This is a genomic window from Romboutsia sp. BSD2780061687b_171204_C1, from assembly GCF_015560225.1.
GTDB classification, from domain to species: domain Bacteria; phylum Bacillota; class Clostridia; order Peptostreptococcales; family Peptostreptococcaceae; genus Romboutsia_C; species Romboutsia_C hominis.
This window is the reverse complement of the sequence record NZ_JADMRK010000003.1, coordinates 199,738-226,014: the sequence shown is the minus strand read 5'-3', so window position 1 is coordinate 226,014 and position 26,277 is coordinate 199,738. Positions and strand designations below refer to the sequence as shown.

Here is a 26,277-nt window from a genome sequence, read left to right as displayed (position 1 = left end):
ATTATTCTCCCAATATAAAATTTAAAGCTATGATTTAATTAGCTTTAAGCCCCCCACTTTAATCCTATTTAAACTTTATTCAATTACTTAATTGTGTTCTTTTCAATCATATCACATAAATTATATATTATTTAATACTTAAAAACTAATATAATTTTTTTGTAAAATAAAAACCATATTGAATCTTTCATCAATATGGCCAATTATTACTTTATATAAAGTCTATTTAAAAGTACTTTTAAAATCATTAACTCTGCTTTATCTTTGCATCTACCACAGGCTCTTCCTACATTTGTTTCTTTAACTATCTCTTCAACACTTGTGCATCCATTTTCTTTAGCTTTTATTATATCTTCAATAGTCACATTGCAGCAACCACATATTCTATCATTATTCATAGTAAAACCTCCCTAGGCTAAAGTATATTTTATTTATACCTAGTAAACACTTAATTAAACTATGGAAATTCTATATTCTTAAATAAATCTTTATTACCTTAAATTTTTATAATATTAAATGTGTTTTTTATTTATTTACTAACATAAAAATGACTATAAATAATCGTTTATTCAAAATCCGCATTATACTCTTTTATATAAAATGGCATATAAAAAACAAGTGTAAAAACTACACTTGCTTTCTTTATACACTTAATCCTTTGTCATCTACTGTTTTAAATTTACTAAATAATAAACAAACAGCTTTAATTACTACATATGCTATAACTAAAGTAGCCACTACACACTGGACATATAATAATATTTCGCATATCCCTTGTAAATTTGAATTTTTATTTCCAAGATATTTTACATATCTTTGAGAAGCTATAACTCCTATAGATAATGGGAATGTCAATGGTGCTAAATGCGGAAGTGATTTTTCCCTTATAAGTTGTGGTAATAATACATAACTATAAATAATAGATATGTATGTTAATATTGCAAGAATGCTTACAAGTATTTGATTTTCCATATTGCTAGTAGCTAAACAACCCGCTAAACATACACTAGCTGGAGCTGTAAATATCATTATTGTAGATTTTGCAGGCCCTTGTAATTTAGAATGTTTTTTTAGTCTGTAAATCATAATTGGTGTTATTATTGCAAACATAGCTAATGCATAGTAAAATACAATATCCGAAAGTAAAGGCATATTCATTGGACCGCTGGTAACGGCTCCTACTCCTATTCCCACACTAGGAATAAACCAACCTGGTATCATTTTATCTAATTTAAACTCTTTAAACATTTCTTTGAAGAAAAATATACTTATTATAAAATGTAGAGCTATTGCAAATATCCATGTTCCTTTTCCTATCATATGATTAAAATCATTAAAATAGACAGCTATAACCATAATTGTCATACAGACAGTAGGATAAACACTTCCTAATACAGGGTGTTTTATTTCTTCTAAAACTACTTTTGGGTGCATAACATACTTTAAAAATATAAGTCCTAAACAAATTACTGAAAATAAAACTGCTATGTGTCTTACCCATAAAATATTAAATCCTGCAAAGGCAGTTCCCAATCCCATAAAACCTAATGATATAGCTGATAATGCTATTGGTATATTCTTAAAATTATCTTTCATAGTAACTAAATCCTTCGACTATTTATTTAATTTATTATCTTCCATTAAAGTTTTTGCTACATATTCGCAAACTTCACCAGTTATTTTTATACAATGTTGTCTTCTTTCTTCTGATACAAATTCAAAATTTCTAGTCATAACCCTACAACAAGTGCTTTTGTAAAGTTCTTTTATGTGGTCATGTAATCCAGATGAACGTTTAAACATATCCTCATTCATAGGCTCTCCATGTTTTCTACCATATACCATTCCTAGGGCCATTACTCCACCACTTACTGCTCCACATAAACATCCAGCTTTACCTATTCCTATAGGAAAACCTGATGCTAGTTTAGTTATATCATCACTAAAAGGATTACCTAAAGCGTCATTTATAGTTTTTACTACTGCTTCAGAACAGTAAAATTCTCCTCTTTCAAAGTATCCTTCGCCTATTTTTCTTATTTCTTTTGCTTTTTGTTCAATATTATTCATAATATCCCTCCTATTTTTTCTGGTTATTATTATAACATTGGAATTTTCCCACGTTAAATAGATATTTTCTATAATTAAGTACTTGAATATAGAAATAATACTTGAATAAGTTTTCCCTATAAAATATTTTTTAAAAATTTATACATAAAAATGAGCTAGATTTTACCCTAGCTCTTGAAAATCCATATATGATTTTATTTTGATATAATCTTACCACTTTGGTATTTATTAATCTTTTACTATATTAAAAATACATTTTATCCTTATGATTATAAAAGTTATAGTTTTTTCATTGACCTTTAAATTTATGGAATCATCTTTTATGGATATTTACGTAAATTCATTTTGTAAAAGAATATTTTGTATTTCATAAGTTAATTTAATGTTCATACTTTATATCTGTCTAATCAACTTATATTAACTAGAATATTATTTATATGCTTTGAATCCTTTAAGTCTAAGTGCATTAGTTATTACAGATACTGAGCTTAAACTCATAGCCGCTGCTGCAAGCATTGGATTTAATAATGGTCCACCAAACATATATAATACACCTGCTGCTACTGGTATTCCTACTGTGTTGTATGCAAATGCCCAGAATAGATTTTGTTTTATATTTTTTATAGTTTCTTTGCTTAATTTTATAGCTGTTGGAACATCCATTAAGTCACTTCTCATTAAAACTATATCAGCAAATTCCATGGCTACATCTGTTCCACTACCTATTGCTATACCTATATCTGCTTGTGCTAACGCTGGAGCGTCATTTATTCCATCTCCCACCATTGCAACGAATTTACCTTGCTGTTGAAGTTTTTTAACTTCATTTGATTTATCTTGTGGTAAAACTTCTGCAAGTACTATATCTATTCCAACTTCTTTTGCTATTGCATCAGCAGTTTTTTTATTATCTCCTGTTACCATAGCAACTTTTATTCCCATGCTGTGAAGTTTATCTATTGCTCTTTTACTACTTTCTTTAACTACATCGGCTACTGCTATTATTCCACCTAATTCATTTTCTAAAGCTATATACATAGGTGTTTTACCTTGCATTGCTAATTCATCTGATTTATTACTTAAATTTCCTAAGCTTATTTTTCTATCATCCATAAGCTTTTTATTTCCAAGTAATACATTTTTATTATCTATAGTTACCTCTATACCATGACCTGGTATAGCTTTGAATTTATCTACTTTCATAAATCCAATATTTTTTTGTTCACCAAATCTTACTATTGCTTCTCCTAATGGATGTTCTGAACCTTTTTCAGCACTTGCTGCTATTTTTAATAAATAATCTTTATCAATATTGTTAGTTACTACTATATCTGTAACTTGAGGTTTACCTTCTGTTATTGTTCCTGTTTTATCAAATATTATAGTATCTATCTTGTGTGCTAACTCTAATGCTTCTCCACCTTTGATTAATATACCATTTTCTGCACCTTTGCCTGTACCTACCATAATCGCTGTAGGTGTTGCAAGTCCTAGTGCACATGGGCAAGCTATTACAAGTACTGATATAAATATTGTAAGTGCAAATTCTACACCTTTTCCTCCAACTGTAAACCAAAGTAATGCCGTTACTACAGCTATTGTTATAACTGTTGGTACAAAATATCCTGATACAGTATCTGCTAATTTTGCTATTGGTGCTTTTTTACCTTGTGCATCTTCAACTAATTTTATAATTTGAGATAAAGCTATATCTGCTCCAACTTTTTCTGCTTTAAACTTTATACTACCGTTTTTATTTATACTTGCTCCTGTAACTTTATCTCCTACACTTTTCTCTACAGGTATACTTTCACCTGTAAGCATAGATTCATCTACAGAAGTATGTCCTTCTATTACTATACCATCTACTGGTATCTTACTTCCTGGTTTAACTATTATTACATCTCCAACTTCTACTTCTTCTATTGGAATTTCTATTTCTTTTCCACTTTTTATAACTATTGCTGTTTTAGGTTGAAGACCCATAAGTTTTTTTATAGCTTCACTTGTTTTTCCTTTTGATCTCGATTCTAAATATTTACCAAGTAATATTAGTGCTATTATTATACCTGCACTTTCATAATATAATTGGTGATGTTCATGTCCTGCTACCATATTTGTAGTAGCCATTTGGACTGTTGTATATAAACTATATAAAAATGCTGCTAATGTTCCTATTGCTACTAGTGAATCCATATTTGGACTTTTATTTATAAGTGCTTTAAATCCATTAGTGTAGAATTTATTTCCAGCTATCATTACTGGTATTACTAGTACTATTTGGATTAAAGCATAGTTTAGAGAATTTGTCATTGGGTTTATAATATCTGGAACTGGCCACGGTCCAATTGGACTTGGTACCATAGGTCCCATCGCTATATAAAATAGCGGTATTGAAAATCCTACTGCCACTAAAAACTTTATAAATAGTGTTTTCATTTCTTTTTCTTTTCTTAATTTATCTTCATCTACATTGTTTGATTTACTAGTTGTACTTTTTTCTAATACTTTATATCCTGCTTTTTCAATAGTATTTCTTATTGCGGTTAATTTTAGCTTAGATGAATCATAACTTATAGTTGCTTTTTCGGTAGCTACATTTACATTAATACTTTGTATTCCATCCAATTTATTGACTGCTCTCTCTATTGCTTTTGCACAAGAAGCGCAAGTCATACCACCTATTTTAAAATCTATTTTGCTATAACTAACATCTTCTAATAAATTGTAACCTGCCTTTTTTACTGCATTTTGCAATTCCTCAAAGCTAACCTTATTTTTATCATATTCTATGTTAATTTTTTCTGTAGCCATATTTACACTTTGGCTGACTACGCCATCTATTTTTTTGACAGCTCTTTCTGCAGCTTTACCACAGGCTGAACATGTCATTCCTGTTACTTTGTAACTTCTTTTTACTATATTATTCATGTTAAATCTCCTTTCATATTTTTTATAGACTTTATATATTTATAAGCCCTATTTTTTATTTCAGCCGCTTGAATACTATTTTCATTATACCCCCAGGGGGTATTAATATCTATAAGTATATCTCATTTTTTTTATTTGTCAATAATCTTTAAGAAAATAGAATATATTCTTAAAATAATTTTAATCAATTTAAATATACACTATACAATAGAAGTTAAATCTATCATTAAACTTCATATCAAATTGATATAAACCCTTATTTAAATTAAGGTGGTTCTTTGTTATACAGTACCTTATTTATACATAAATTATTTTTACATAAATAAAAACCATATTGATAAATTCATCAATATGGCTCTTAATAGTGAAAGCTACTCCTATTCTTACCTCTTAATATTCGCAATAATTAGGTTGATTATAATCTATCTATAATCAAATTTTAATCTTATTTAAGAGCATCCTTTATATCTGAAATTATTAACTCTTCAGTTAGGTGATAACGCTCATATAATTCTTTTAATGATACACTATCTGTAAATTCTTTTGATGCTCCAAAGTTTAATACTTTCATATCTTTATCCCCATAGAATCTCGATATCTTTTCACCAAATCCACCGTCAAGTATTCCATCTTCTAATGTTACTACTAATCTATGGTTATCCAATAGCTCAGTTAATAATTTTTCATCTATTCCACTTATGAATCTAGGATTTATTAATGTAGCATTTATTCCTGTTGATTCTTTTAGCATCTCTTGTACCCTATTTCCTAAATGGTAGAATGAGCCAAGTCCAATAATTGCTACTTCACTTCCTTCTTTAACTTTTTCATAAGTGTTTAAGTTATCAAAATTAGGTTCTACCTTAACACCTGTTGACACTACCTCCATATTAGGAACACGTATTGCAACTGGATGTCTATCTTGCTCTATTCCCCACTCCATCATTGCAATATATTCTTCTTTATTAGTTGGTGCAAGATATACTATGTTTGGTATATTAGATATAAGCGGTATATCAAATAATCCAAGATGTGTTACATCACTATCTGTTATTCCTCCCCAATAAACCATGATAAGTGCAGGATTATTATTTATAGCAAGATCTTGAGATAATTGGTCATAAGTTCTTTGTATAAATGAACTAACAAAAGATGCAACGGGTTTACCACCTTGTGATGCTATACCTGATGCAAGTGCTATTGCATGTTCCTCAGCTATTCCAACATCTATAAATTGATCTTTAAATTCATGTCTAAATGAACCTAAACCAACTGGCCCAGGAGTTGCAGCTGTTATTGCTACGATACTACTATCTTTTCTTGCCTTTTGTGATAAAAATTCGCCTGCAACCTCTGAATAAGATTCACCTGTACTTTTAAATCTTGGTTCTTTTGTTTCCAAATCAAATGGCATTACCCAATGGAAAGCTTCTTTATTTTCCTCTGAATCTTTATATCCCTTTCCTTTGATAGTATGCATATGAACTACCACTGGATGATTTGTGTCTTTAACTTTTGAGAATGTTTTAATTAAAGACTCAATATTATTTCCATCCTTAATATAATGATAATCAAATCCTAATGCTTTAAAGAAGTTATTTTCTGATTTTCCATTAGTGTTACGAAGTAAAGCTAAGTTTTGATAAAGACCTCCGTGGTTTTCAGCTATAGACATATCATTATCATTAACTACTATTATTATATTTTTTCCTGATGCTGCTGCATTATTTAATCCTTCGTAAGCTTGCCCACCACTTAAAGAACCATCACCTATAACTGCTATAATATTTTCATTACCACCTTTTAAATCACGAGCCTTTGCTAATCCACATGCTAAACTAACTGAAGTTGATGTATGTCCGATTGTAAAGAAGTCATGTTCACTTTCTTGAGGTGAAGTATATCCTGTAACACTGTTGTATTTATCAGGATTTATAAATGCATTTTTTCTTCCCGTCAAAATTTTATGTGTATATGATTGATGAGAAACATCATAAACTATCTTATCTATAGGTGAATTAAACACATAGTGTAGTGCTATAGTTGCTTCAACCATCCCTAAATTAGGACCAAAGTGGCCACCTGTTGTACTTACTTTTTTTATTAAAATTTCCCTTATTTCGTCAGCTAATACTTTTAAGTCATTACTACAAAGTCCTTTTAAATCTTTTGGTTCATCAATTTTATTTAAAACATTTAATATCATATTAATTCCTCCTAGATGCTAGTCTTTAAAGTAATTTTCGTTGTTTTAATAAGTATACCCCTTAGAGTAAACTCTAAGTCAATAAGTATTTTTTAGTTTATCTATTTTGATTTTGCTTACAATTAACTATAGAGGTATAATATATTATCATATATTTTAGGAGGCTATATATGTCATATACTATTAAAGAAGTAGCACAAAAATATAACTTGTCACCTCATACACTTCGATACTATGAAAAAGAAGGGTTACTCCCTTTTATTGAACGTAATGAACAAGGCAATAGAATATTTAAAGATACAGATTTGGAGTGGCTTAATCTAATATGCTGTTTAAGAAATACTCATATGCCTATTTCTAAAATTAAAGAATATGTTAATTTATGTATAGAAGGTCCAGATACCATATGCCAACGTGAAGATATACTTTTAAAACATAAAAAATATATCGAAGATGAGATAAAAAATTTTAATTCTTCTCTTAAAATTGTCAATAATAAGATAAACTTTTATATTAAAGAACAAAAATCTAACATATGTAAATAATTAAAATTTATATAGTATTTTTCTACTATTATTTTCTTATAAAAAAACCTACCATCAATAAATCGATAGTAGGTTTTATCTTTAAAATTAATATCTCTATATAAATATATTTGTTTTTTGGTAACTAATTTTTTCTCTATACTATTTGATAAAATAGTCCGTGTTCTTTACAATAAAAATATAATTTACCACGTCCATTTTGATTTAACCTAAACTGCATATTCCACTCTGGATATTGTTTTACAATCTGAACTCTATCTCCTTTTACATGTGCTACAAAAGAAATATAATGTTCCTTCTTCATTTCATGTTCTGATGTAATAAATAACTCATTTTCTATATTTTCTACATTAAGTCTATGTCCATCTTCTGCTTTTTTTGCAATTGATGGTTCTATTTTCTTACCACAACAAGATATAGATGCTTCACCTGTTGTTGTTATTAAATTTCCACATTTATCACATATATAAAATCTTATATTTTTCATATTTCCTCCCTCTAATTCATTTAAATTTATTTCTCCTGATAGAATCCCTTCTATACTTACACCAAATATATCTGATAATTTTAAAAGTAAAGAAATGTCAGGGCAACCTAATCCTCGCTCCCATTTACTTATTGTTTTATCACTTATATTCATTAATTCGGCAACTTGTTTTTGTGTCATGTTTTTTTCTTTTCTTAGTTCATATATTAATTTGCCAACTTTCTTACAATCCATCAGTTTCACCTCTTGTTAATAATTTAAACTATTAGAGAAAATCTTTCAATAAACTAATCGTAGAGTTTATATTATGTTTTTCTTTTTATATTAATTATTTTACATCATTTAACTATATCCATTAGTCATTTAAAAAAAGTTTTGTAATATATTAAAAATAGTTGTAGTTAAATACAATATTTAACTACAACTATTAGTATTTGATTATTTATATTTATAAATTAATATTGTGTATCTAATAATCCACAGTACGCATCTACTGAGCTTACACCGACAAATTCTGATCTACCTAACATCTTTTCAACTAATGCTTTTATAGTGTATTCTTTATTATCATAAGTGTTTATATAAGTTTTTACTTGAGGTACATCAGCTAAATGGAATGGACATTGTACTGACACAAATATTGTTGGTATTTCATTTACATAAAATGGTATATCAGGAGTACCTTTGCTCATTGGCCATTGTATACGTTGGTCTGTTCCTGGTCCAATATCTGCTATGTTTATTATTAAATCATATTTGCTAGTTAACTCAGATATAGGACGCTTTCCTGAGTAAATATCCATCATTGATTTCATCATCTCTTCTGGTGGTAACTTCATTGCTTTTTCCATTGGAGATTCATATATTTCAACTACAAATCCTTCTGCTTCTAATAACTCTTTCATTAACTCGATTGCATTTTTACCTTTTCCACCCATCATAGCCATTAGTTTTCCAAATCCACCGTCATGACCTTTAGGCTCTACAAGTAATACGCGTTTTTGATTTTCTGGAGATATAGGGAATATATCTTCTTTATTCTTAACTAATGTTATAGCTTTATCTGCTATTTCTAAAGCAGGTATTTTATTTTCTTCTAATCCTATTTTAGCCATAGCTTCTTCTTTTAGTTGTAGTATTTCTGTTTTAGCTTTTTTATGTAATCCTAAAGCAGCTTTTAATCCTAATATACGAGTTAATGCTTCTTCAAGACGCTCATCAGTTATTATTCCATTCTTATAACCATCCATCATCCACTTGAAGTCCTCATCTGGATCATTGAAGAATAGGAATAAATCACTACCTGCCGCTATAGCTGTTGGTAACATTTCACTACGCTTCATTGCCGATGTCATAGCTACCATATGGCTTGCATCTGTTACTATTACTCCATTGAATCCCATTTTTTTACGTAATAAATCTGTTAATATATATTTACTTAATGTGGCTGGCATAGTTAATTCTTCAATAGTTGCTTCTGGATTAAAGTAACGTACATATTCAGGTAAAGCTATATGTCCTGCCATTATTGATGGAAGACCTGCATCTATTAATCCTCCGTATACCTTTCCAAATGTAGCATCCCATTCGTCTACTGAAAGCCAGTTTGGAGCAAATGATAAATGTTGATCACGTTCATCAATTCCATCTCCAGGGAAATGCTTCGCCGCAGGCATAATACCACTTTCCATTATTCCTCTCATGTACTCTAAAGAAAATTCTAATACTTGCTCTGCACTAGATGAATAACAACGAGAAGATATTATTGGATTTCTCCAGTTTCTATTTATATCAACTACTGGTGCAAAGCTCCAGTTACATCCTATTGCTGCTGCTTCCACACCAGAAACACGCCCCATTTCATAAGCATATTTAGGGTCATTTGTTGCTCCTATCTTAACTTGGCTTCCTACATATGTCCCATCTGTACATGCTCCATTACCACCATTTTCAGTATTTGCAGCTATTAATAGTGGTATTTTACTATTTTCTTGTAATATTTTATTTTGATCATATACATCTTCAGCTTTACCTGGATTGTATCTAACTGCCCCTATATGATAATTATTTAAAACACCTTTTAAGTATTGTTCATCACGGCTTGCACCCATATTTACAAATAGTTGACCTATTTTTTCTTCTATCGTCATATTTGCAATTGTGTCTTTTACCCATTGTATAGATTGTTCATCAAGATTATAAGGTTTTGATTTTAAATTTAACATATAATTATTCCCCCTATTGTATTTATTATGGATGTTTTTTATTACAAATATTTTTATTATTTTAATGAATCATTAAATTCCTTTATTAGTTGATTTTGATAAGCTTCATCAAATGTACCATTCATTAATTTAGGAACTACTTCATTTACTAATCTTTTCCAAGAATAACCTTCCTTATTTACTAATATAGGATAGAAATTTACATTATTATTTTTAGCAGCTTGTAAATCTCCTGGTGCATCTCCTACCATTAATATTTTCTTCTCATCATATCCTTTTTTCTTAAGCTCAGATATACAATATTGTTTTGTTCCAGCTTCTTGCCCTAGTAGTGCTTTAAGATGCCTAACAAAATTATGTCTATTCCACTCATCATCTAAAGCTTCTCCATTTGCTGATGATACTACTGCAACATCTACTAACTTAGATAATGTTTCTAATCCTTCTTTTACATTTTCAAATGGTTCATCACCCTTTGGTAATTGTTCTATAGATTTGTTTACATTTAAAGACCATTCATATGCCATTTTTAAGGCCTTACTATTAGTCTTTTCTATTTCTCTTTCTAAGGATTTGTTTGATAATTCATTTGTAGTCTCAACCCAATTTACAAGGCTATCAAGGTCATCTATTTCTATACCTTCGTTGCTTATGATTTTAAAGGTTTCAGCTAAACCTTTAAATCTATTTATACCCCTAGTTTTTGTATAAAGATTTATGTCATACCAAAGGTTTAATATATAATCTTCTTTTTCATATAAGTTCCATGTTTTTATCATCTCTGGTGCAAAACATCTTCTATGCTTTATTTCCATAGTATTCATTGCACATCCATCAGAGTCAATACATATTAAAAATTCTTGTGTCTTTTCATACTTATCAAATATATTCGCCATAATATCCTCCATTAGTAAGCAATTATATAGCTCTTTCCTTTATACTAGTATACTAACATACGCAATAATTAAAGGCAATCGTTTTTCAATTCATTTCTACAAAAATTTTGCTTTTTAAAGTTAATAAAAAATAAATTGATAAAATTCTAATACCTAATATAATTTAGCCTATAAACTATAAGCCCTTGTACATACAAGGGCTAATTAAGTATTTATATCTGTTTTGCTTAATTTTCTTATAATTTTATAGTAATTTCCTATATTTATCCCCTTCTAAGTTCTAACTCCTTTGTCATTTCTGCTAATTTAGTTTTTGATAAGTTATACACAAATGTCATAGCTATAGTTGAAATTAAAGCTGATACGAAAGGTAGTATTGTTATTATGTATTTTATCCCTTGAGCAACTTCTGGTGTTTGTGTTGCTACCCCTGCTTTGTATCCAATGAAAGTAAGCGCAAATCCACCTATTCCACCAGCTATAGCTTGACCTAGCTTTCTAACTAAAGAGTAAGATGCATAAACAATACCTTCTTCTCTCTTACCAGTTATATATTCTTGATAATCTATTGCATCACCTACTAATGCCCAAATTAATACATTGAAGAACCCAGTTCCTATAGATGCTATAAAGTTTATAGCCATATACACATATGGACTTTTTATAGGCATTAAGAATAATGCTAAGTTTGCTGCTACAGCAATTAACATAGTTCCTACTGAAAGCTCCTTCTTTCCAAACTTATTAACAAGTGGTGATAAGAATGGTAATATTAAAAATGATGAAATCATTCCAATTACACCACCAAGAGATATTAGTTCTGGTGCTTTAAAATAATCTTTATATAAGTATGGTGTTAAAGCATTAACTGCCATCATAGATGCTAACATACCAAATGAAGCTAACATTAACCCTATTAAAGCTCTATTACTTAGTAAAGTTTTAACTGTTTTTATAAAACTTGACTTTTCTTTTGTTTCTTGAACTTTATGCTTAACACGCTCTGTTGTTAATTTAAATGCCCCAAAATAACATAAATTAGAAAATACTACAAAGACAGCCGAAGCTTTCATAAACCCACCTGCTGTGGCTACACCATCACTAAATACTAATTTAGGTACTATAATCATTATTGCTAAATTTGCAATTAGTGCACCTACTGATCTAAATGTAGATAAAGATGTTCTTTCCACTGGGTCTGTTGTCATTACTGATGCCAATGACCCGTAAGGTATGTTTATAGCTGTATAACACATACCAAAACCTATGTAAGTTATATATGCATATACTAACTTTAAGTTATCTGGTATACCAGGTATAGCTGTAAATGTTAAAAATCCCATAATCGTTACAGGCAACGCGGCGTATAATAAGTACGGTCTAAATTTACCATTTTTGCCAACTTTTCTTCTATCTATAAAAGTCCCCATCATTGGATCATTTATTGCATCCCATATTCTAGCAATTACTAACATAGTTCCTACTGCCCCCGCAGTTATTCCTAACACATCTGTATAGAAAAGCATTAAATATCCACTTACAAATTGGAAGAATAAGTCATTTCCTAAATCCCCTAACATATATCCTATCTTGTCTTGCATACCAAAAGGTTTTACTACATCCTGCTTTAGAACTTTCTCTGTTGATATTTCCATTTCCCCACTCCTTAGAACATATTATGATTCTTTTTTCCTTATGATATTTCAAATTTTTCACTTTGTTTTATACTAGTATACCAACTTCACCCAAATTTAAAATATCGTTTTCTTAATTATTGATGATTGCTAAGCGCAATTTAGTATATAATCTGAAATATCTGATTTGGACTTAGTCATTATCCATATAATTTCCTTTGTTATTTTTTTATCTATCCAAGCCCTTCCTCTTTATACTAGTATACTAACACACTTTTTATTTTCTTAGCAACCGTTTTCTAGAAATTCATCAATTTTTGTCATTAATTTTTAATTTAAATATTTTATAGCACTCTGATATTAATTATTTATTTAATCATTCACCTATATATTTAAAACAAAACCATTAATGTGGTGTGCCTTTTTCATAAAACTATTTGAAAATAAATTTCTAATAATTTCTTCATTTTTTTCGGTTATAGAAATTTAAATACTTCCCATTTGCTAGTATTTCATCAGTAGTATTTAAAGTAAGCAAATCTAGAGCAATTTGATGACAATTATCAAATACAACTACCTTTTCACCACCATAGAGTGCATTATAAAGTTCTGATAAAAATAAATTATCTGCATCTTTTTAAAGTTTATATTTTGAAATATTTATTGAATATGCTCCTTTTTGTTTTATTATTTTTTGATCTTTTAAAATTTAGTTATTAATTTTACTTATACGTGTCTACCAAAACTCTTAGGTCGCGTTATAAATATAGTATTGTTTACATTGTATCTTTTTCTATATTCAAATGGTCTTTTAAAAACAATTACTAGCTTAGATAAATCAATATGTTTAATAAAATATAAAAAATCACTGCCTATTAAAAATAAGCAGTGATTTTTCTATAGTTAAAAAAGTAATATTTTGAATACTTTTTTAATTTATATTGAATAGATATATCATTATGCCATCAAAATCTTCGTCTTCAAATAATACATGAACACCATATAAACCTTTAGGTAAACCTTCTATACTTATAACAGACTCATCTTTAGCATCTTGTTCTATTACTGTATTACCATCTTTATCTACAAGTTTAACAGTTTTAGCTACATTTTTTCCTTCTCTGTTATATGCTTTAGAGTCAACTACAACTTTACCATTAGATGGAGTTAATTCTCCTACTGCAATAATTTGCTCTTTTGCATCTAATGTTTTAAGTTTTTTTAGATTTGCTAATGGTCTTAAATCTTTAACTTCATTATAGCTCATTTCTAGAGTCTCTAAGTTTCTAGCATGCTCTATACCTGTTAAATCGACAACACCAGATAACCTTAAAGTAGTTAAACTACGCATATCACCTAAAGTTATATTTCCGGTTTTTCCCAATTGATTTTGTATAGATTTAACTAAATATTTATCTGGAATATTAACAACTTCCTGTAGATTTATTTCTATTAAACCTTTTACATTATCTTGAAGTTCTTTTGTCATAGCGTCTATAGATTCTTGATTTGGTTTCTCTTCTGTTAATAATGCTTCAGCTTTAGCTATACTGTCTGCTAAAACTTGATAACTTTTGTCTGTATAATTATCCTTATCCAACTTCTTAGCTTCTTCTAATGCAGTAGTTAATTCTTCAGTATAAACTCTTTCAGTATTAACATAATGTAACTTAGCATCTCCCCAAGTAGCATGATCAGAACCTATTCCGTTTCCACCATCTTTAGCTATTAGTTTAAGTTCTTTAGCTCCTGCTAAGTCTACATCCACAAACTTTTGTGAATCTCTAGAATTCATTAAACCACTATCATAAACTTTTTCACCATCTACATACACTTCAAATTGTACACTACCTACTGAACCATACATAGCACGGTCTACTCCTACAAATGCACTAAATAAGTCTACATTTTTATCTGTTAAATCATATACTATTGTAGAGTTTGCATGAGTCCCAATTCCTTTATCATATACAACCTCTTGACCATCTTCTCCAGTAAGTTTTAACTTATTTCCACTTACTGCGTTGTCTTTCCTAACACTTTGCCAGCCTGAATTTGCAGACTTCCAATCAAAGTCACTCAAGTATTTAAAGTCTTCCATGTTTATTACATTTATAACTCTACTCTTCTCTACCTTATTGCCGTCTTTATCTGTTACACTATAAGTTATAGTATAGTTACCAACTCTATTAAAGTTAACTTTGTCTTGTCCAGTCACGACTACATTACCAGTTATGTCACCGTCTTCGGCATCTGTAGCTTTGTAAGTTCCAACTATGTCTTCTAAAGTTTGACCAACTTTAACAGTTTGAGACTTAGGTATAGTTAACTCAGGTTTAGCATTATTAGTTGTTAATTTAGGTTCTACAAATATACCGTGGTCTGAAGTATTTCCGTTTCCACCATTGTTAACTTCTAATCTAAGTTCTTTAACTCCTTTTACAGGAACATTTATATACTGCATATTATCCTCATGCTTTAATACTTTAGTTGTTGCTAAAGTCTTTCCATCGCCTACAATCTTGAAAGTTATACTTGAATTATTTTGAGCTTCTAAGTTCATGTCTACTCCAACTTTAACCTCAAAGTTATCATAGTTATGCTCACCTAAATCATAAACAACATTTCCGTTAGCATGTAATCTTATTCCCTTATCGTAGTCTTTAATCTCTCCTAAAGTTCTTCCCTTTATAGAGTTATTACGTGATGGTTTACCCCAATCGGTATGTTCACTCTTCCACTCACTATCTGATAAGTAATCATATTTACTAACAACATTAACGTTCATTGTTTCTTTAGAAATTGCATCATTATCAGTTACCTCATAAGTTACTGTGTAGTTACCCTTCTTAGTAGTATCCACATCACTTGTGACCTTAATGTCTTTCAATTTATTACCATTGTAATCAGTTGCCTTAACATAATCTAAAGCATTGAAATTTTCACCTAAAGCTAATGTCAACCCTCCGACTGTTTCTAATATAGGTTGATGTGCCTTAACGCCTACACCTTCAGAAGGATTTAATTGAGTATCGTAAGCAACTACTTTATACTCGTGATTAGTACCTGGATTTATGTTAGTGTCAATGAAAGTATCTTTAGTAGTAAATCCTATCACTTTACCATCCCTAATTATCTCATATCCAAGAAGACTATTAGCATTAGTTTTATCTATTGATATATCTAATTTAACAGAAGTCTCTTGTGTCTTAACTTTAACTTTACAATCTACCTCGTTATTGAAACCTTCACCTTTGTTCAGATACTTATTATCATTTATATACCATAACTTCTTATCTGGCTTTTTGTACTGAGCCATATGCTTAGCAGTCTCTTCATTAACGTAGAAACCATGTCTAGCAAAATGTTCTTTTAAGTCTAATTGAAGAACATCTGATGCAACAACTGCCCAAGCTTCATGCTTGTTATTCCAGTCACCGCCACCTATGTTTCTCTCTCTAAATTGTTGCTCAAAACGAGGCCAGAATGTATTATCATATAGTTGTAATTGCCATAATGGTGCCATATGAGTTAATGAACTAGTGTCACTTGCAGGGTACCACTCATTGTTAGAATAATCTTCTTTACTTACTTTAGGGAATATTTTACTCTCCCATAAGTTTTGTTGAGATATCTTACTAGCTTCACCTTTAATCATTTGGAAATGAAGAGGTAAAATATTATTAGTTATCTCAGGCATTGCTCTATTATTTGTATCAAGGTTGTGTCCTAATTCATGCATGAATCCCCAGCCAGTGTCAACGTTTAGAGCTCCACCTTGTTGCCCTTGGTTGTATCCAGTTATACCGTTTCCTGCATTCATGAATACTCCACCACTTAAGTTCTTAAGCATAGTTACATATCTAAAGTTGAAGTCCGAATGTATATCTTTAGAACCATCAAATCCCCAGAACTTCATTGCTTCCTTTATTACTTCGTCAGATCTATCTGCTGTATAACTAGGTACTTTATTATTTTCTGTATACCAATCTAAAGCATACGTTGCTCTAACGTTTACTAAAGCTTTATCTCCTAATACTTCGAATACATCAGGTAGTTTAGGATCTTTCTTTAACTTCTCAGTATATTCACGTAACTCATTTATTACCTGTTCATCATTATCTACACCTTTTACGAATTGAGGATAACTTACACCACCTATTATTCTTATCTTAGGCTTTCTTGCTTGTTGCTCTGGAGTATAAGGATTTGAAGCATATAATACTCCTGCTTTAGCAGTCCCTGGTCTTATATCATTTACTTCGACCTCAGGTATTGTAATTTCGTTCTTACCTCTAGTTAATCTTATATCTGCTAAACCGTTATGTCTACTATCCATTTGTTTAAATACTAAGTTAGGTACTGGGTCGCCTGGTTCTGTATCAACATACACAGTTATCTTTTCACCTGACTTAACTGCTAAACCTGTAGGTTGCCAATCTCTGAAATTCCATACCTTTCTCTTTTGACTTTCCTTTATAGCGTCTCCTCTGCTTTCTAATTCATAAACATGACCTTTATTCTTATCAGGAGATTTAATTAAATCTTTAGCCATATCTATACTTTCCATAAGTTCTACTTTTAATGGATGTGTTTTAACTTCTTTCTCTAAAGCTTCAATAGCTTCTAATGAATTGAATTCTGGGTTTAACTCATTCTTTAATTCATTTGTAAATAAGTTATTAACTTTATCTGAAACTATATCTCTCTTAAAGAACATTATTTCGTTTAGTGTAGCCCAGTTTTGGTTACTTTTAACCCACTTTAATTTCATTCTCTTAAATGTTGTAGGTTTGAATTTAGCTTCAACTAAACCAGAAGTACTGTCTGCTCTACCTGTAGCCACTAATTGGAAGTTATCACCTTTAGTAGCGTTAGAACCATATATCTCGAATTCCTCTAAAAATCCTTTTCTATCTGACTGTCTAGCACCATAAGCTATTCTGCCTACAGTTATAGGTTGTTTGAATTCTATAGTTACTTCATTAGACCATTCTTTATCGTTTCCTCTATTAGTCTCCCAGTAAGTGTCTACATTACCATCAACCGCGTTATTTATATGCTGTTGTAGATATTGCCCTGCATTATTACTTATACTCTTTATATTCTCGTAAGGTATTCTAAATTGTTTTACATACTCCGCATTATCCAGATGATTAAACTTCTTACTTGTAGCAACAGAACTCTCTACCTTGCCTTGTTCTATTAGAACTCTTGCATTGTATAAGTCCTCTTTAAAGTCTTCAAAGAATGGGTGTGTACTACATTCGTTCTCTAAAGCTTTTAATTTATCAACTGTATCAAACTCTTCACTTACTTTAGACATAGTATCATCAGTGAATAACCTTTGTATTTTATCTAGAGTTTGGTCTTGTTTATATAATCCGAACTCAGAGGCTAAAGCCCAACCTTCATATCCTTGCTTATAAACAAACTTAACTCTTCTAGCTTGAGTTGGATTAAACTTTATAGATATAGAGTCTCCAGTTCTTGAAGCACTACCACTAGTTACTTTAGTAAATGTGTCTCCTTCACTAGTCTTAGAAGTATAGATATCGAACTTCTCTGCGAAACCTCTATCTCTCGGAGAATAATATACTATTCTATCTAAAGTTCTTATTTGGTCTAAAGTCATTATAACTTCGTTTGTATGAGTTTCGCTATTTCTAGCATCAGAATGCCAATTAGTGTTAGGATCACCATCTATAGCTTTATCTATAGTTTGATTTGACCAATGTCTACCGTTAGTAGTTATATTCTTTATATGACTATTATCTATCTTATAAGTCTTATCATACTCTGCTAACTCTGGAGTTCCAAAAGCTTTAAACTTCGAAACTTTAGCATCTGCATAAGTTACCTCGTTACCTTCTAATACAAGTTTAGCATCATCTAAATCTTCTTTGAACTTACTGTATAAAGGATGTGCCTTCGCTTCATTCTCTAAAGCAGTAAGTTTCTCTAAAGTCCCAAAATCAGGGTTTACTGTATTCTTATTACTGTCTGTAAATAGTTTATCCATTTTCTCTGATAAAGCATCTTCTTTATAGAACCTAGCTTCTGATATGAATGGTCTATTTTCATGGCACTCTTTAAATACAAACTTCAGTCTCTTAAAGTTTGTTGGGTTAAATTTAAATTGCATGAAGTCTTTAGTAACTTCTGCAGTACCGCTAGAAACTAATTTGAATGTATCCCCTTGAGAAGTTTCTGAAGCATATATTTCATACTTAGTAGGAAATCCTTTTTGATTTCCGCTTCTAGGTAATAATGCTATTCTATCAAGTTGTTCTATTTCATCAAAAGTGAATACCACTTCATTAGTGAAACCATTACCATTGCTTCTGTTTGTTTCCCAATGTGTATTAGGGTCACCATCATACATATATTCTATTTTTGTTGTAGAGTAAGTTCCACCATTTACTTGTGTATTAACGATGTGGTCTTTACCTAACATAAACTTGTCATCATAAGCTTTTTGGTTTTCAGTTCCATACCCTAATAACTTAGATACTTTAGTTTCAATAAAGTTAACCTCTTTGTTCTCTAGAACAAGTCTTGCATTATCTATATATTCTTTAAAGCTATCGCGGAATGGATGTCCTTCAGTTTCTTTCTCTAAAGTGTTTAATGCTTCAGGAGTTGCAAACTCTTTACTTACTTCATTCATGTTTGCATTAGTAAATAATCTTTCCATCTTATCTAGAATTCTATCCTCTTTATAGAACCAAAACTCTGCGGCACTTGCCCACTCGTCATGTGCTTCTACGAATTTGAATTTAACTCTCTTTGCTCTTACAGTATCAAATTTAAATTCAACCATTCCACCTGTAACTTTACTTCCTTCTATTTTTCCTGCTAGTTTAAAATCTTCACCTATTTCACTCTCTGAAACATATATCTCTGCACTAGTAGGATATCCTTTACCTTTAGCCCCGTCTTGTCTTGTAGCATAAGCTAATCTATTTATCTCGGCTATATCTTTAAACTCCACAATTACTTCATTTTTAAATTCATTTGTATTTCTAGTGTATGTTTCCCAATGTGTATTAAGTTTTCCATCTATAGCATTTTCTATCTTAGTTCCTGGGTAACTTCTTCCATTGTTTGTTATAGACTGTATCTCAACTCTATAAAGTTCATTATACTTAGCGAAGTTAGGATTGTTCTTAATTTTAAAATCACTAACTGTCATACTTTTAGAAACTTGTTCCTCTATCGCTAATGCTTTTTCCTTTATTACTTCGTTAGCAAAAACATTTAAAGCAGGTGTGCTGTTTGTTGCTATAACAGATATGGCCAATATTGATGCTATCTTTTTCTTCATAATATTCTCCCTCTTATATTATATGAATTTACAATAACTAAATATTTTACCCCAAATTTCAAAATATAGTCTTGCTATAGAGCTATAGTTGTTTTTATTAAATAAAAAACTACCCTTTATAAAGGGTAGTTGCCATCTAAAGTAAACATTATAAAACAATCTTACAATTATATCATAAGATAACTCTATAAAAACAAAGAATATCAATTCTTTGGCAACTGGCTGGCATAGTCTAATTTTACCTTAGCCCCTTTAGCTTTGCGTCGCTAGATTTCTCTAGGTTTGCTAATATGTAATTTTTAGTCATCTATATTAATTATACATAATTTTTTATAAATTAAAATAGTTTTTTTTAATTTAAAATAATTTTAATATATTTTTGAATATATTCTATTAAAGCAAATATTAATTATTACTACACAAAAATATTTATTAATTTTTATCTGTAATTAAGCTTCTAATATGAAATTTTTACCATTTAGGCTTTTTCCACTTATATTTATATATATGGTATAATAAGTGTAAAAATTTATACATTTTAATAAGGAGACATCTATGGATAAAATTGCACAAAACAGAGAATTTTTCAAAGCTGATTTTGAAATACTAAAACAGATAAAAACGGATAAACAAAAAGGAATACCCGCTCCTTCTTTCCAAAAAGAATATGATTCAAATTCTAATTTAATAGAGTTACCTCCTGTAAGCAAAGACATTTTAGTTAAACCTAACGTACTAGATTGTATAAATGATAGAAGAAGTATAAGAAAATATAGTGATGAAAAAATAAATTTATCTGAACTTTCGTATTTACTATGGGCTACTCAAGGAATCCAAACTGTAAAAGATAAATTTAGTGCCTTAAGAACTGTACCTTCTGCTGGTTGCACTCACCCATTTGAAACATATTTAATAATAAATAATGTTGATGGTTTAAAGAGTGGAGTTTACAGATATTTACCTTTAGAACATAAACTTTTATTTATAAAGACTTTAAGCAATATAGATGATGAAATAGATAAAGCAACTCCAAACCAACCTTTTGTTCAAGGTTTCGTATCTAAAAGTGCCGTTGTGTTTGCTTGGAGTTGTATTCCATATAGAAGTGAACATAGATTTAGTATAACTGCTCATAAGAAAATACTTATAGATATTGGACATGTTTGCCAGAATCTTTACATAGCATCAGAATCTCTTAATTACGGGACTTGTGCTATCGGAATATATGATCAGGATATAATTGATAATATGTTAGATTTAGATGGAGAAAATGAGTTTGTAATTTATATGGCTTGTTTAGGTAAAAAACTTTAATAAATTAGCTTAATTATTAATATAATTGTATTACTTTAAAGTAAAAATCTCAAAAATATCTTAAATTAAGATACTTTTTGAGATTTTTTAATTTTAATATTTTTAAATAAAGTATAGTATAAAGTACTTTATTTTGATATTTGACTTAATATATATGAGGTTACTTCATCAGGAGAAATATTTAAAATAATCGCAAATTATTCATTTAATAATCTTTCTGCTTCTTTCATAATATTATTATCTCCTTTAGAAATTATATTTCTCATTGAAATTTTATTATTATGTTATTAGAATAACCAGAATTTAATACATAAATTTATAAAATTGGAGCTTGGTTATTCATTGAATATCCATCATTTCTAACATCACTCATATCTAATGTATCATCTTTTATTTTAACCTTGCTAAGTTTTTTAACTGCTCCATAAGGCTCTCTTAATGAAAGTTTGTCTCCTCTTCCTGAAATAACCCATAAAATTTTATATCCTCTAGGTATTACTTGTAGCCTGTCTTCTCCTTTACCATCAGTAAAGTATACCAATAAATTAATTTTTTTATTATTAGCATATTCAAAAACTGGGCTAAATTTAGTTGATCCTCTTCTTTTAAGCCTTTCTTTTATATCTTTTACAGATTTGACTTTATACACACGTCTAATTTCATTATCACATTCTATGATTGTAATTTCATGGTTATAATTTTTTACTATATTAAGTACTTCCTTAATAGCTTGTTTAAATTCTTCATCACTAATACTTCCACTTATATCAAGTGCGACAGCTATCTCTGCTTTATGAGATCTCAACTGTCCCCTCAAATCTAATCTATTTGGCTGTCTTCTATTTCTTCTTGTTATAGTCTTCTTTTTATTGCTTTCGACTGTTCCCATCAATCTATTAAGATATAAGTTCCAAGGCAATTCACCTTTACTATTTTTAAGTGATGATATCATACCATCTAAGTATTCTGGAATTTTACCTTTTTGAGAATTATTAATAGCTTTTTGGGTAAATTCTTTAAGAGTTTCCTCATCTATATTACTAGAATCTTCCCAAATATCATGAGTTTTTTCTGGATTGTATTCAGTTTCTATATCATCAGACTGACGAGTATCATCTTCTTCGCCATCTTTATCTACTTCTTGTAAATCTAATTCAGTTTGAATTTTTTCTACATAGTATTCAAAAGGCTCATAAGGCTCAAGTTTTAAATTATATTTTACATTTACATTTTCTAAAGTAACAGCATATGGTGGTAAATTATTTAAATATTTATTAACCACTATATCCATCGCCATATTAATAGCTAATGTACTGTATTTTCCTTTTAATTCTCTTGCTCTTACTAAATGCATAGATATTACATGAAGAATTTCATGTTTAATTGTACTTTCCATTTGTCTCATATTAAGGTCTAAAAAAATTATTGGATTAAAGTATATGACATACTTAGCACCTTTAAAATTTATAGCAGTGGGACTACTTATATCAAATCTTATTTCTCTTGATGTTTGAAATAAAAAATATCCATAGAAATTATCTTTGTCTTCCATAAGGCTTAGATTAACTTTATCTACTAAACTGAAAAATTCATTTTTGAAATCTTGTGGTATATCTATCTCAAATTTTTCACCCTTGTGATTTGCTTTTAACATAGCATACGTATCTATAATTTTTTCTGTTTTATAATAAAGATCTCTTTTTTGTTTATCAAAGTAAGTTTCCATAGGCTATCCCCTTATTAATTTATAAGATTCGAAGTAAGCTTCTACAAATTCTTCATTTTCTATAGCTTTTTCATATACTTTTTTATAGCTATTTTTAATCTCTTTCATAATTCCTACCATTAAATCTATAGGGTATACTTTTAAAAACTGTACAAATCTATTAATATAATAGCTTGCCTCATAATCTTCATTTTTAATATTTGATTCTAAATCCCTTAAAATATTCATTACTGATAAATAAAGTCTTGTATGACTTTCATTTTTTACTTTTTCTATAACAGATTCACTTAAAGTTTCTCCACAAAAAACCTCTTCATAAGATATAAGTGGACTATAATCTGATTCAATAAAGTTTATAAATTCCTCTGCGATAACTTTACCTACATTTCCTTTTATAACATTTAAAAATACAGCCTTTGGTATTGAATCTTTTTGATCCTTATATACTTTGTAACTTTTAGAAACTCTTTCATAACTTCTTGGAGTTGCTGATACATCTCCTTCATTTATTTTGTGTAAATATTCTGGGAAGGTTGAAATAAACTCTATAACCTTTTGTTCAAGACCTTCACCTATTGCCCATTTTAGCCATTGATTATAATCAGACTCCATATTTAGCCATACAAATCTATTTTCTTGAGCTGCATCCATATCTACAACTTGATAATCAAAATCTGAACCATACTTGCTTGATGGATTCATTGCTGCTAAAATTTTTACATCATCATGTAACTTATATCCATTTATTTCTCTATTTAATATTAAGTTCATAAGCTCTTGTTGTACCGTATGCTCACAACGATTTATTTCATCTATAAATAAAAGAACATTTCTTCCTTTAGATATTTCTTCATCAATTTCCCTTAGCTTGTTATGAACTGCATATACTGTTGTTTTCTTTACTACTTCCTGACCATTAGAATTGCTTATTATATAAGATTCTACAGTTGGTAAGCCTCCTATTTCACCTTCTTTAAGTAAGTTTCCATCAATAACAATTAAACTCCACTCATTTTCTTTAGCAAGCTTTTTTGCTAATGCAGTTTTTCCTATTCCACTTTCGCCAACTACTAGAGGTACTTCCCCAGTAGCTAAAACTAAGTCAACGCTTTTTAATGTCTCTATAAAATTCATTTTTTATTTCTCCTATATCATCTTAAGTTTTTCATCTACAGCTATTTTTTTAGCTTTTTTACTTCCGTATTTATGAATGAATATTATCTTATCCATGGATATATTATCATTATTTTTATCTATAGTTTTACAGTTTAAAAAATCTCTAACATATTTTTCTTCAATATCTTCCTTTGATAGCATTTCTTTTAACACTTCTTCTAATTCTTCTTTAGATATCTTATTTGAAATATATTTAATAGTTAAAATGTTTGCCTTTAAAAATTCTAACATTTTATTTTTATCTAAGTTTTTTATAAATCTAATAGCCGATTCATTGCTTTTAATAGCTAAAATCTGTGCATTATAGCTAGGTGAATCTATATATCTTAATGCAGTATAATTTATTTTTACAGCCTCTTCTTGAACACTTTCATAAGGATTTTTTATATATTTTAATGAATCATAATCTTTTCTTACTGCTAATAATTGTAGCTCCTCATTTGGATTTTCAACATATTTAATAGCCCATCCAGCTTTATCTATAGCTAATTTAATTACCTTATCAGTTGGATTTTTAATGCACTCTAAAATAGTCCATCCATCACTTACAGCTTTTATCATCATATCTTCTGTTGGTTTATCTATATATTTAATTGCTCTAGCATTGTTGTCTATAGCTAATTCTTGCATCTCTATAGTTGGATTTTCTATATACTCTAATACAAGCCCATTTTTCTTTATAGCTAATAACTTAATCTCATCTGTCGGATTGTTTATAGTTTTTATAACAAATGGATTATTATTTATCATCTTTATAAGTTTTGCTTCTTCCATAGCATACCTTTCCCTCTATGTTTATTTTTAATTTTTATCTATTTTAATTATTTCTTATTATAATTAATATACCTTTTTAATAAATTTAAACAGAATAATTATGGCAATATATAAAAAAAGTACCTAAAACTATTTTAGCTTTAGGTACTTTTTTATACAAATCCTTCTATTTTTCTAATTTATTTTAAATTTTTTATTTTTTAAAATGATGGCGGTGTTACTGCAAATATAACCTCACAATCCTCATCAGAATTATTTTCCCACTTATGATTTGAGTATGGTGGTATTTTTACACTATCTCCACAATTTAACTCAATAACTGTATTCATCAAATGTAAACTTACACAGCCTTTCATAACATAAGCCACTTCTTCGCCCTTATGACTAAAAAGTTCTTTTGAAGATGACTCTCTTTTAGGTATCTTCATAAGCATAAACTCTATGGTTCCTCGCGAGTTTGGAGTCAATAATTCATAAGCAAAGCTATCATCCTCAGCAAACATTATTTTTTTTCGACTATCTTTTCTAACTACTAAATTTTCAGTAGGATTATCATTTATAAAAAAATTAAATAGGGGTATATCTAAAGCCTTAGAAATTTGTTTTAGCGTATTTATAGACGGGTTTGATGTTCCCTTTTCTATTTGACTAAGTAAAGAAGGTGTTACACCTGTTAAGTTAGCTAATTCTTTTATGGTTAAATTTTTACTTTTTCTATATTCAGTAATATTTCTTGATATATCTACTTCATTCATATGTTAATTTACCTCTTTTGTGTATTTGAAATTATCATTACATATTATATCAATATAACTTATTCTTATCAATTTAATTAAATTTTATTTAAATTTTATAATAATAATTAAATTCAATTGACGTCAATCATAAAAAATGTTAGTATTAGTTAAGTATTATTTAATTATTTGAAATAAAATTAATTAATACTTATTTGAATTAACAAATAGT

At 29.2% G+C, this 26,277-nt stretch carries 16 protein-coding genes and 1 riboswitch; of the genes, 2 read left to right on the top strand and 14 right to left on the bottom strand.

What is annotated here, in order from left to right:
• Positions 1–206: 206 nt before the first annotated feature.
• From I2H23_RS08835 to I2H23_RS08815, 5 genes are all read right to left on the bottom strand, one after another.
• Positions 207–398: a (2Fe-2S)-binding protein gene (locus I2H23_RS08835; protein ID WP_092922834.1), complete on the bottom strand. Its 192-nt coding sequence runs from the start codon at positions 396–398 to the stop codon at positions 207–209.
• 244 nt (positions 399–642) lie between these two features.
• Positions 643–1,596 carry a TDT family transporter gene (locus I2H23_RS08830; RefSeq protein ID WP_092922831.1) on the bottom strand — a complete coding sequence of 318 codons (954 nt, stop codon included), beginning with the start codon at positions 1,594–1,596 and terminating at the stop codon, positions 643–645.
• Positions 1,597–1,614: 18 nt separating this feature from the next.
• Entirely contained in the window at positions 1,615–2,070 is a 456-nt protein-coding gene (locus I2H23_RS08825) for a C-GCAxxG-C-C family protein (protein WP_092922828.1), read from the bottom strand.
• 429 nt (positions 2,071–2,499) lie between these two features.
• Complete coding sequence (locus I2H23_RS08820; protein WP_195581521.1) at positions 2,500–5,001, bottom strand: heavy metal translocating P-type ATPase; 2,502 nt, start codon at positions 4,999–5,001, stop codon at positions 2,500–2,502.
• Between the two features lie 445 nt (positions 5,002–5,446).
• A complete protein-coding gene (locus I2H23_RS08815) occupies positions 5,447–7,207 on the bottom strand; it encodes a 1-deoxy-D-xylulose-5-phosphate synthase (protein ID WP_166504796.1) in 1,761 nt (586 codons plus the stop codon).
• Positions 7,208–7,377: 170 nt separating this feature from the next.
• Between I2H23_RS08815 and I2H23_RS08810 the strand changes: the two genes are divergently transcribed.
• Entirely contained in the window at positions 7,378–7,752 is a 375-nt protein-coding gene (locus I2H23_RS08810) for a MerR family transcriptional regulator (protein ID WP_092922819.1), read from the top strand.
• Positions 7,753–7,888: 136 nt separating this feature from the next.
• On the opposite strand, the gene I2H23_RS08805 is transcribed toward I2H23_RS08810, so the two are convergent.
• The 5 genes from I2H23_RS08805 to I2H23_RS08785 all read right to left on the bottom strand — a co-directional run bounded on the left by I2H23_RS08805 (position 7,889) and on the right by I2H23_RS08785 (position 20,321).
• A complete protein-coding gene (locus tag I2H23_RS08805) occupies positions 7,889–8,473 on the bottom strand; it encodes a helix-turn-helix domain-containing protein (RefSeq protein ID WP_166504795.1) in 585 nt (194 codons plus the stop codon).
• 221 nt (positions 8,474–8,694) lie between these two features.
• Positions 8,695–10,464: a glycoside hydrolase family 3 protein gene (locus tag I2H23_RS08800; protein ID WP_195581520.1), complete on the bottom strand. Its 1,770-nt coding sequence runs from the start codon at positions 10,462–10,464 to the stop codon at positions 8,695–8,697.
• A gap of 56 nt (positions 10,465–10,520) precedes the next feature.
• Positions 10,521–11,360: an HAD family hydrolase gene (locus I2H23_RS08795; RefSeq protein ID WP_092922810.1), complete on the bottom strand. Its 840-nt coding sequence runs from the start codon at positions 11,358–11,360 to the stop codon at positions 10,521–10,523.
• A 263-nt stretch (positions 11,361–11,623) separates the two neighbouring features.
• Positions 11,624–13,015: an MFS transporter gene (locus tag I2H23_RS08790; protein ID WP_195581519.1), complete on the bottom strand. Its 1,392-nt coding sequence runs from the start codon at positions 13,013–13,015 to the stop codon at positions 11,624–11,626.
• A gap of 910 nt (positions 13,016–13,925) precedes the next feature.
• Complete coding sequence (locus tag I2H23_RS08785; protein ID WP_195581518.1) at positions 13,926–20,321, bottom strand: NPCBM/NEW2 domain-containing protein; 6,396 nt, start codon at positions 20,319–20,321, stop codon at positions 13,926–13,928.
• 210 nt (positions 20,322–20,531) lie between these two features.
• Positions 20,532–20,618, bottom strand: a riboswitch (cyclic di-GMP riboswitch).
• 258 nt (positions 20,619–20,876) lie between these two features.
• Here I2H23_RS08785 and I2H23_RS08780 point away from each other — a divergent pair.
• A complete protein-coding gene (locus I2H23_RS08780) occupies positions 20,877–21,635 on the top strand; it encodes a SagB/ThcOx family dehydrogenase (RefSeq protein ID WP_166504791.1) in 759 nt (252 codons plus the stop codon).
• Between the two features lie 316 nt (positions 21,636–21,951).
• On the opposite strand, the gene I2H23_RS08775 is transcribed toward I2H23_RS08780, so the two are convergent.
• The 4 genes from I2H23_RS08775 to I2H23_RS08760 all read right to left on the bottom strand — a co-directional run bounded on the left by I2H23_RS08775 (position 21,952) and on the right by I2H23_RS08760 (position 26,066).
• Positions 21,952–23,361: a vWA domain-containing protein gene (locus tag I2H23_RS08775; RefSeq protein WP_166504790.1), complete on the bottom strand. Its 1,410-nt coding sequence runs from the start codon at positions 23,359–23,361 to the stop codon at positions 21,952–21,954.
• Between the two features lie 3 nt (positions 23,362–23,364).
• Positions 23,365–24,495 (bottom strand): ATP-binding protein, encoded by a 1,131-nt coding sequence (locus I2H23_RS08770; protein ID WP_166504789.1) that lies wholly within the window; start codon positions 24,493–24,495, stop codon positions 23,365–23,367.
• Positions 24,496–24,507: 12 nt separating this feature from the next.
• Positions 24,508–25,311: a hypothetical protein gene (locus I2H23_RS08765; protein ID WP_195581517.1), complete on the bottom strand. Its 804-nt coding sequence runs from the start codon at positions 25,309–25,311 to the stop codon at positions 24,508–24,510.
• A 200-nt stretch (positions 25,312–25,511) separates the two neighbouring features.
• Complete coding sequence (locus tag I2H23_RS08760; protein ID WP_195581516.1) at positions 25,512–26,066, bottom strand: helix-turn-helix domain-containing protein; 555 nt, start codon at positions 26,064–26,066, stop codon at positions 25,512–25,514.
• Positions 26,067–26,277: the final 211 nt, after the last annotated feature.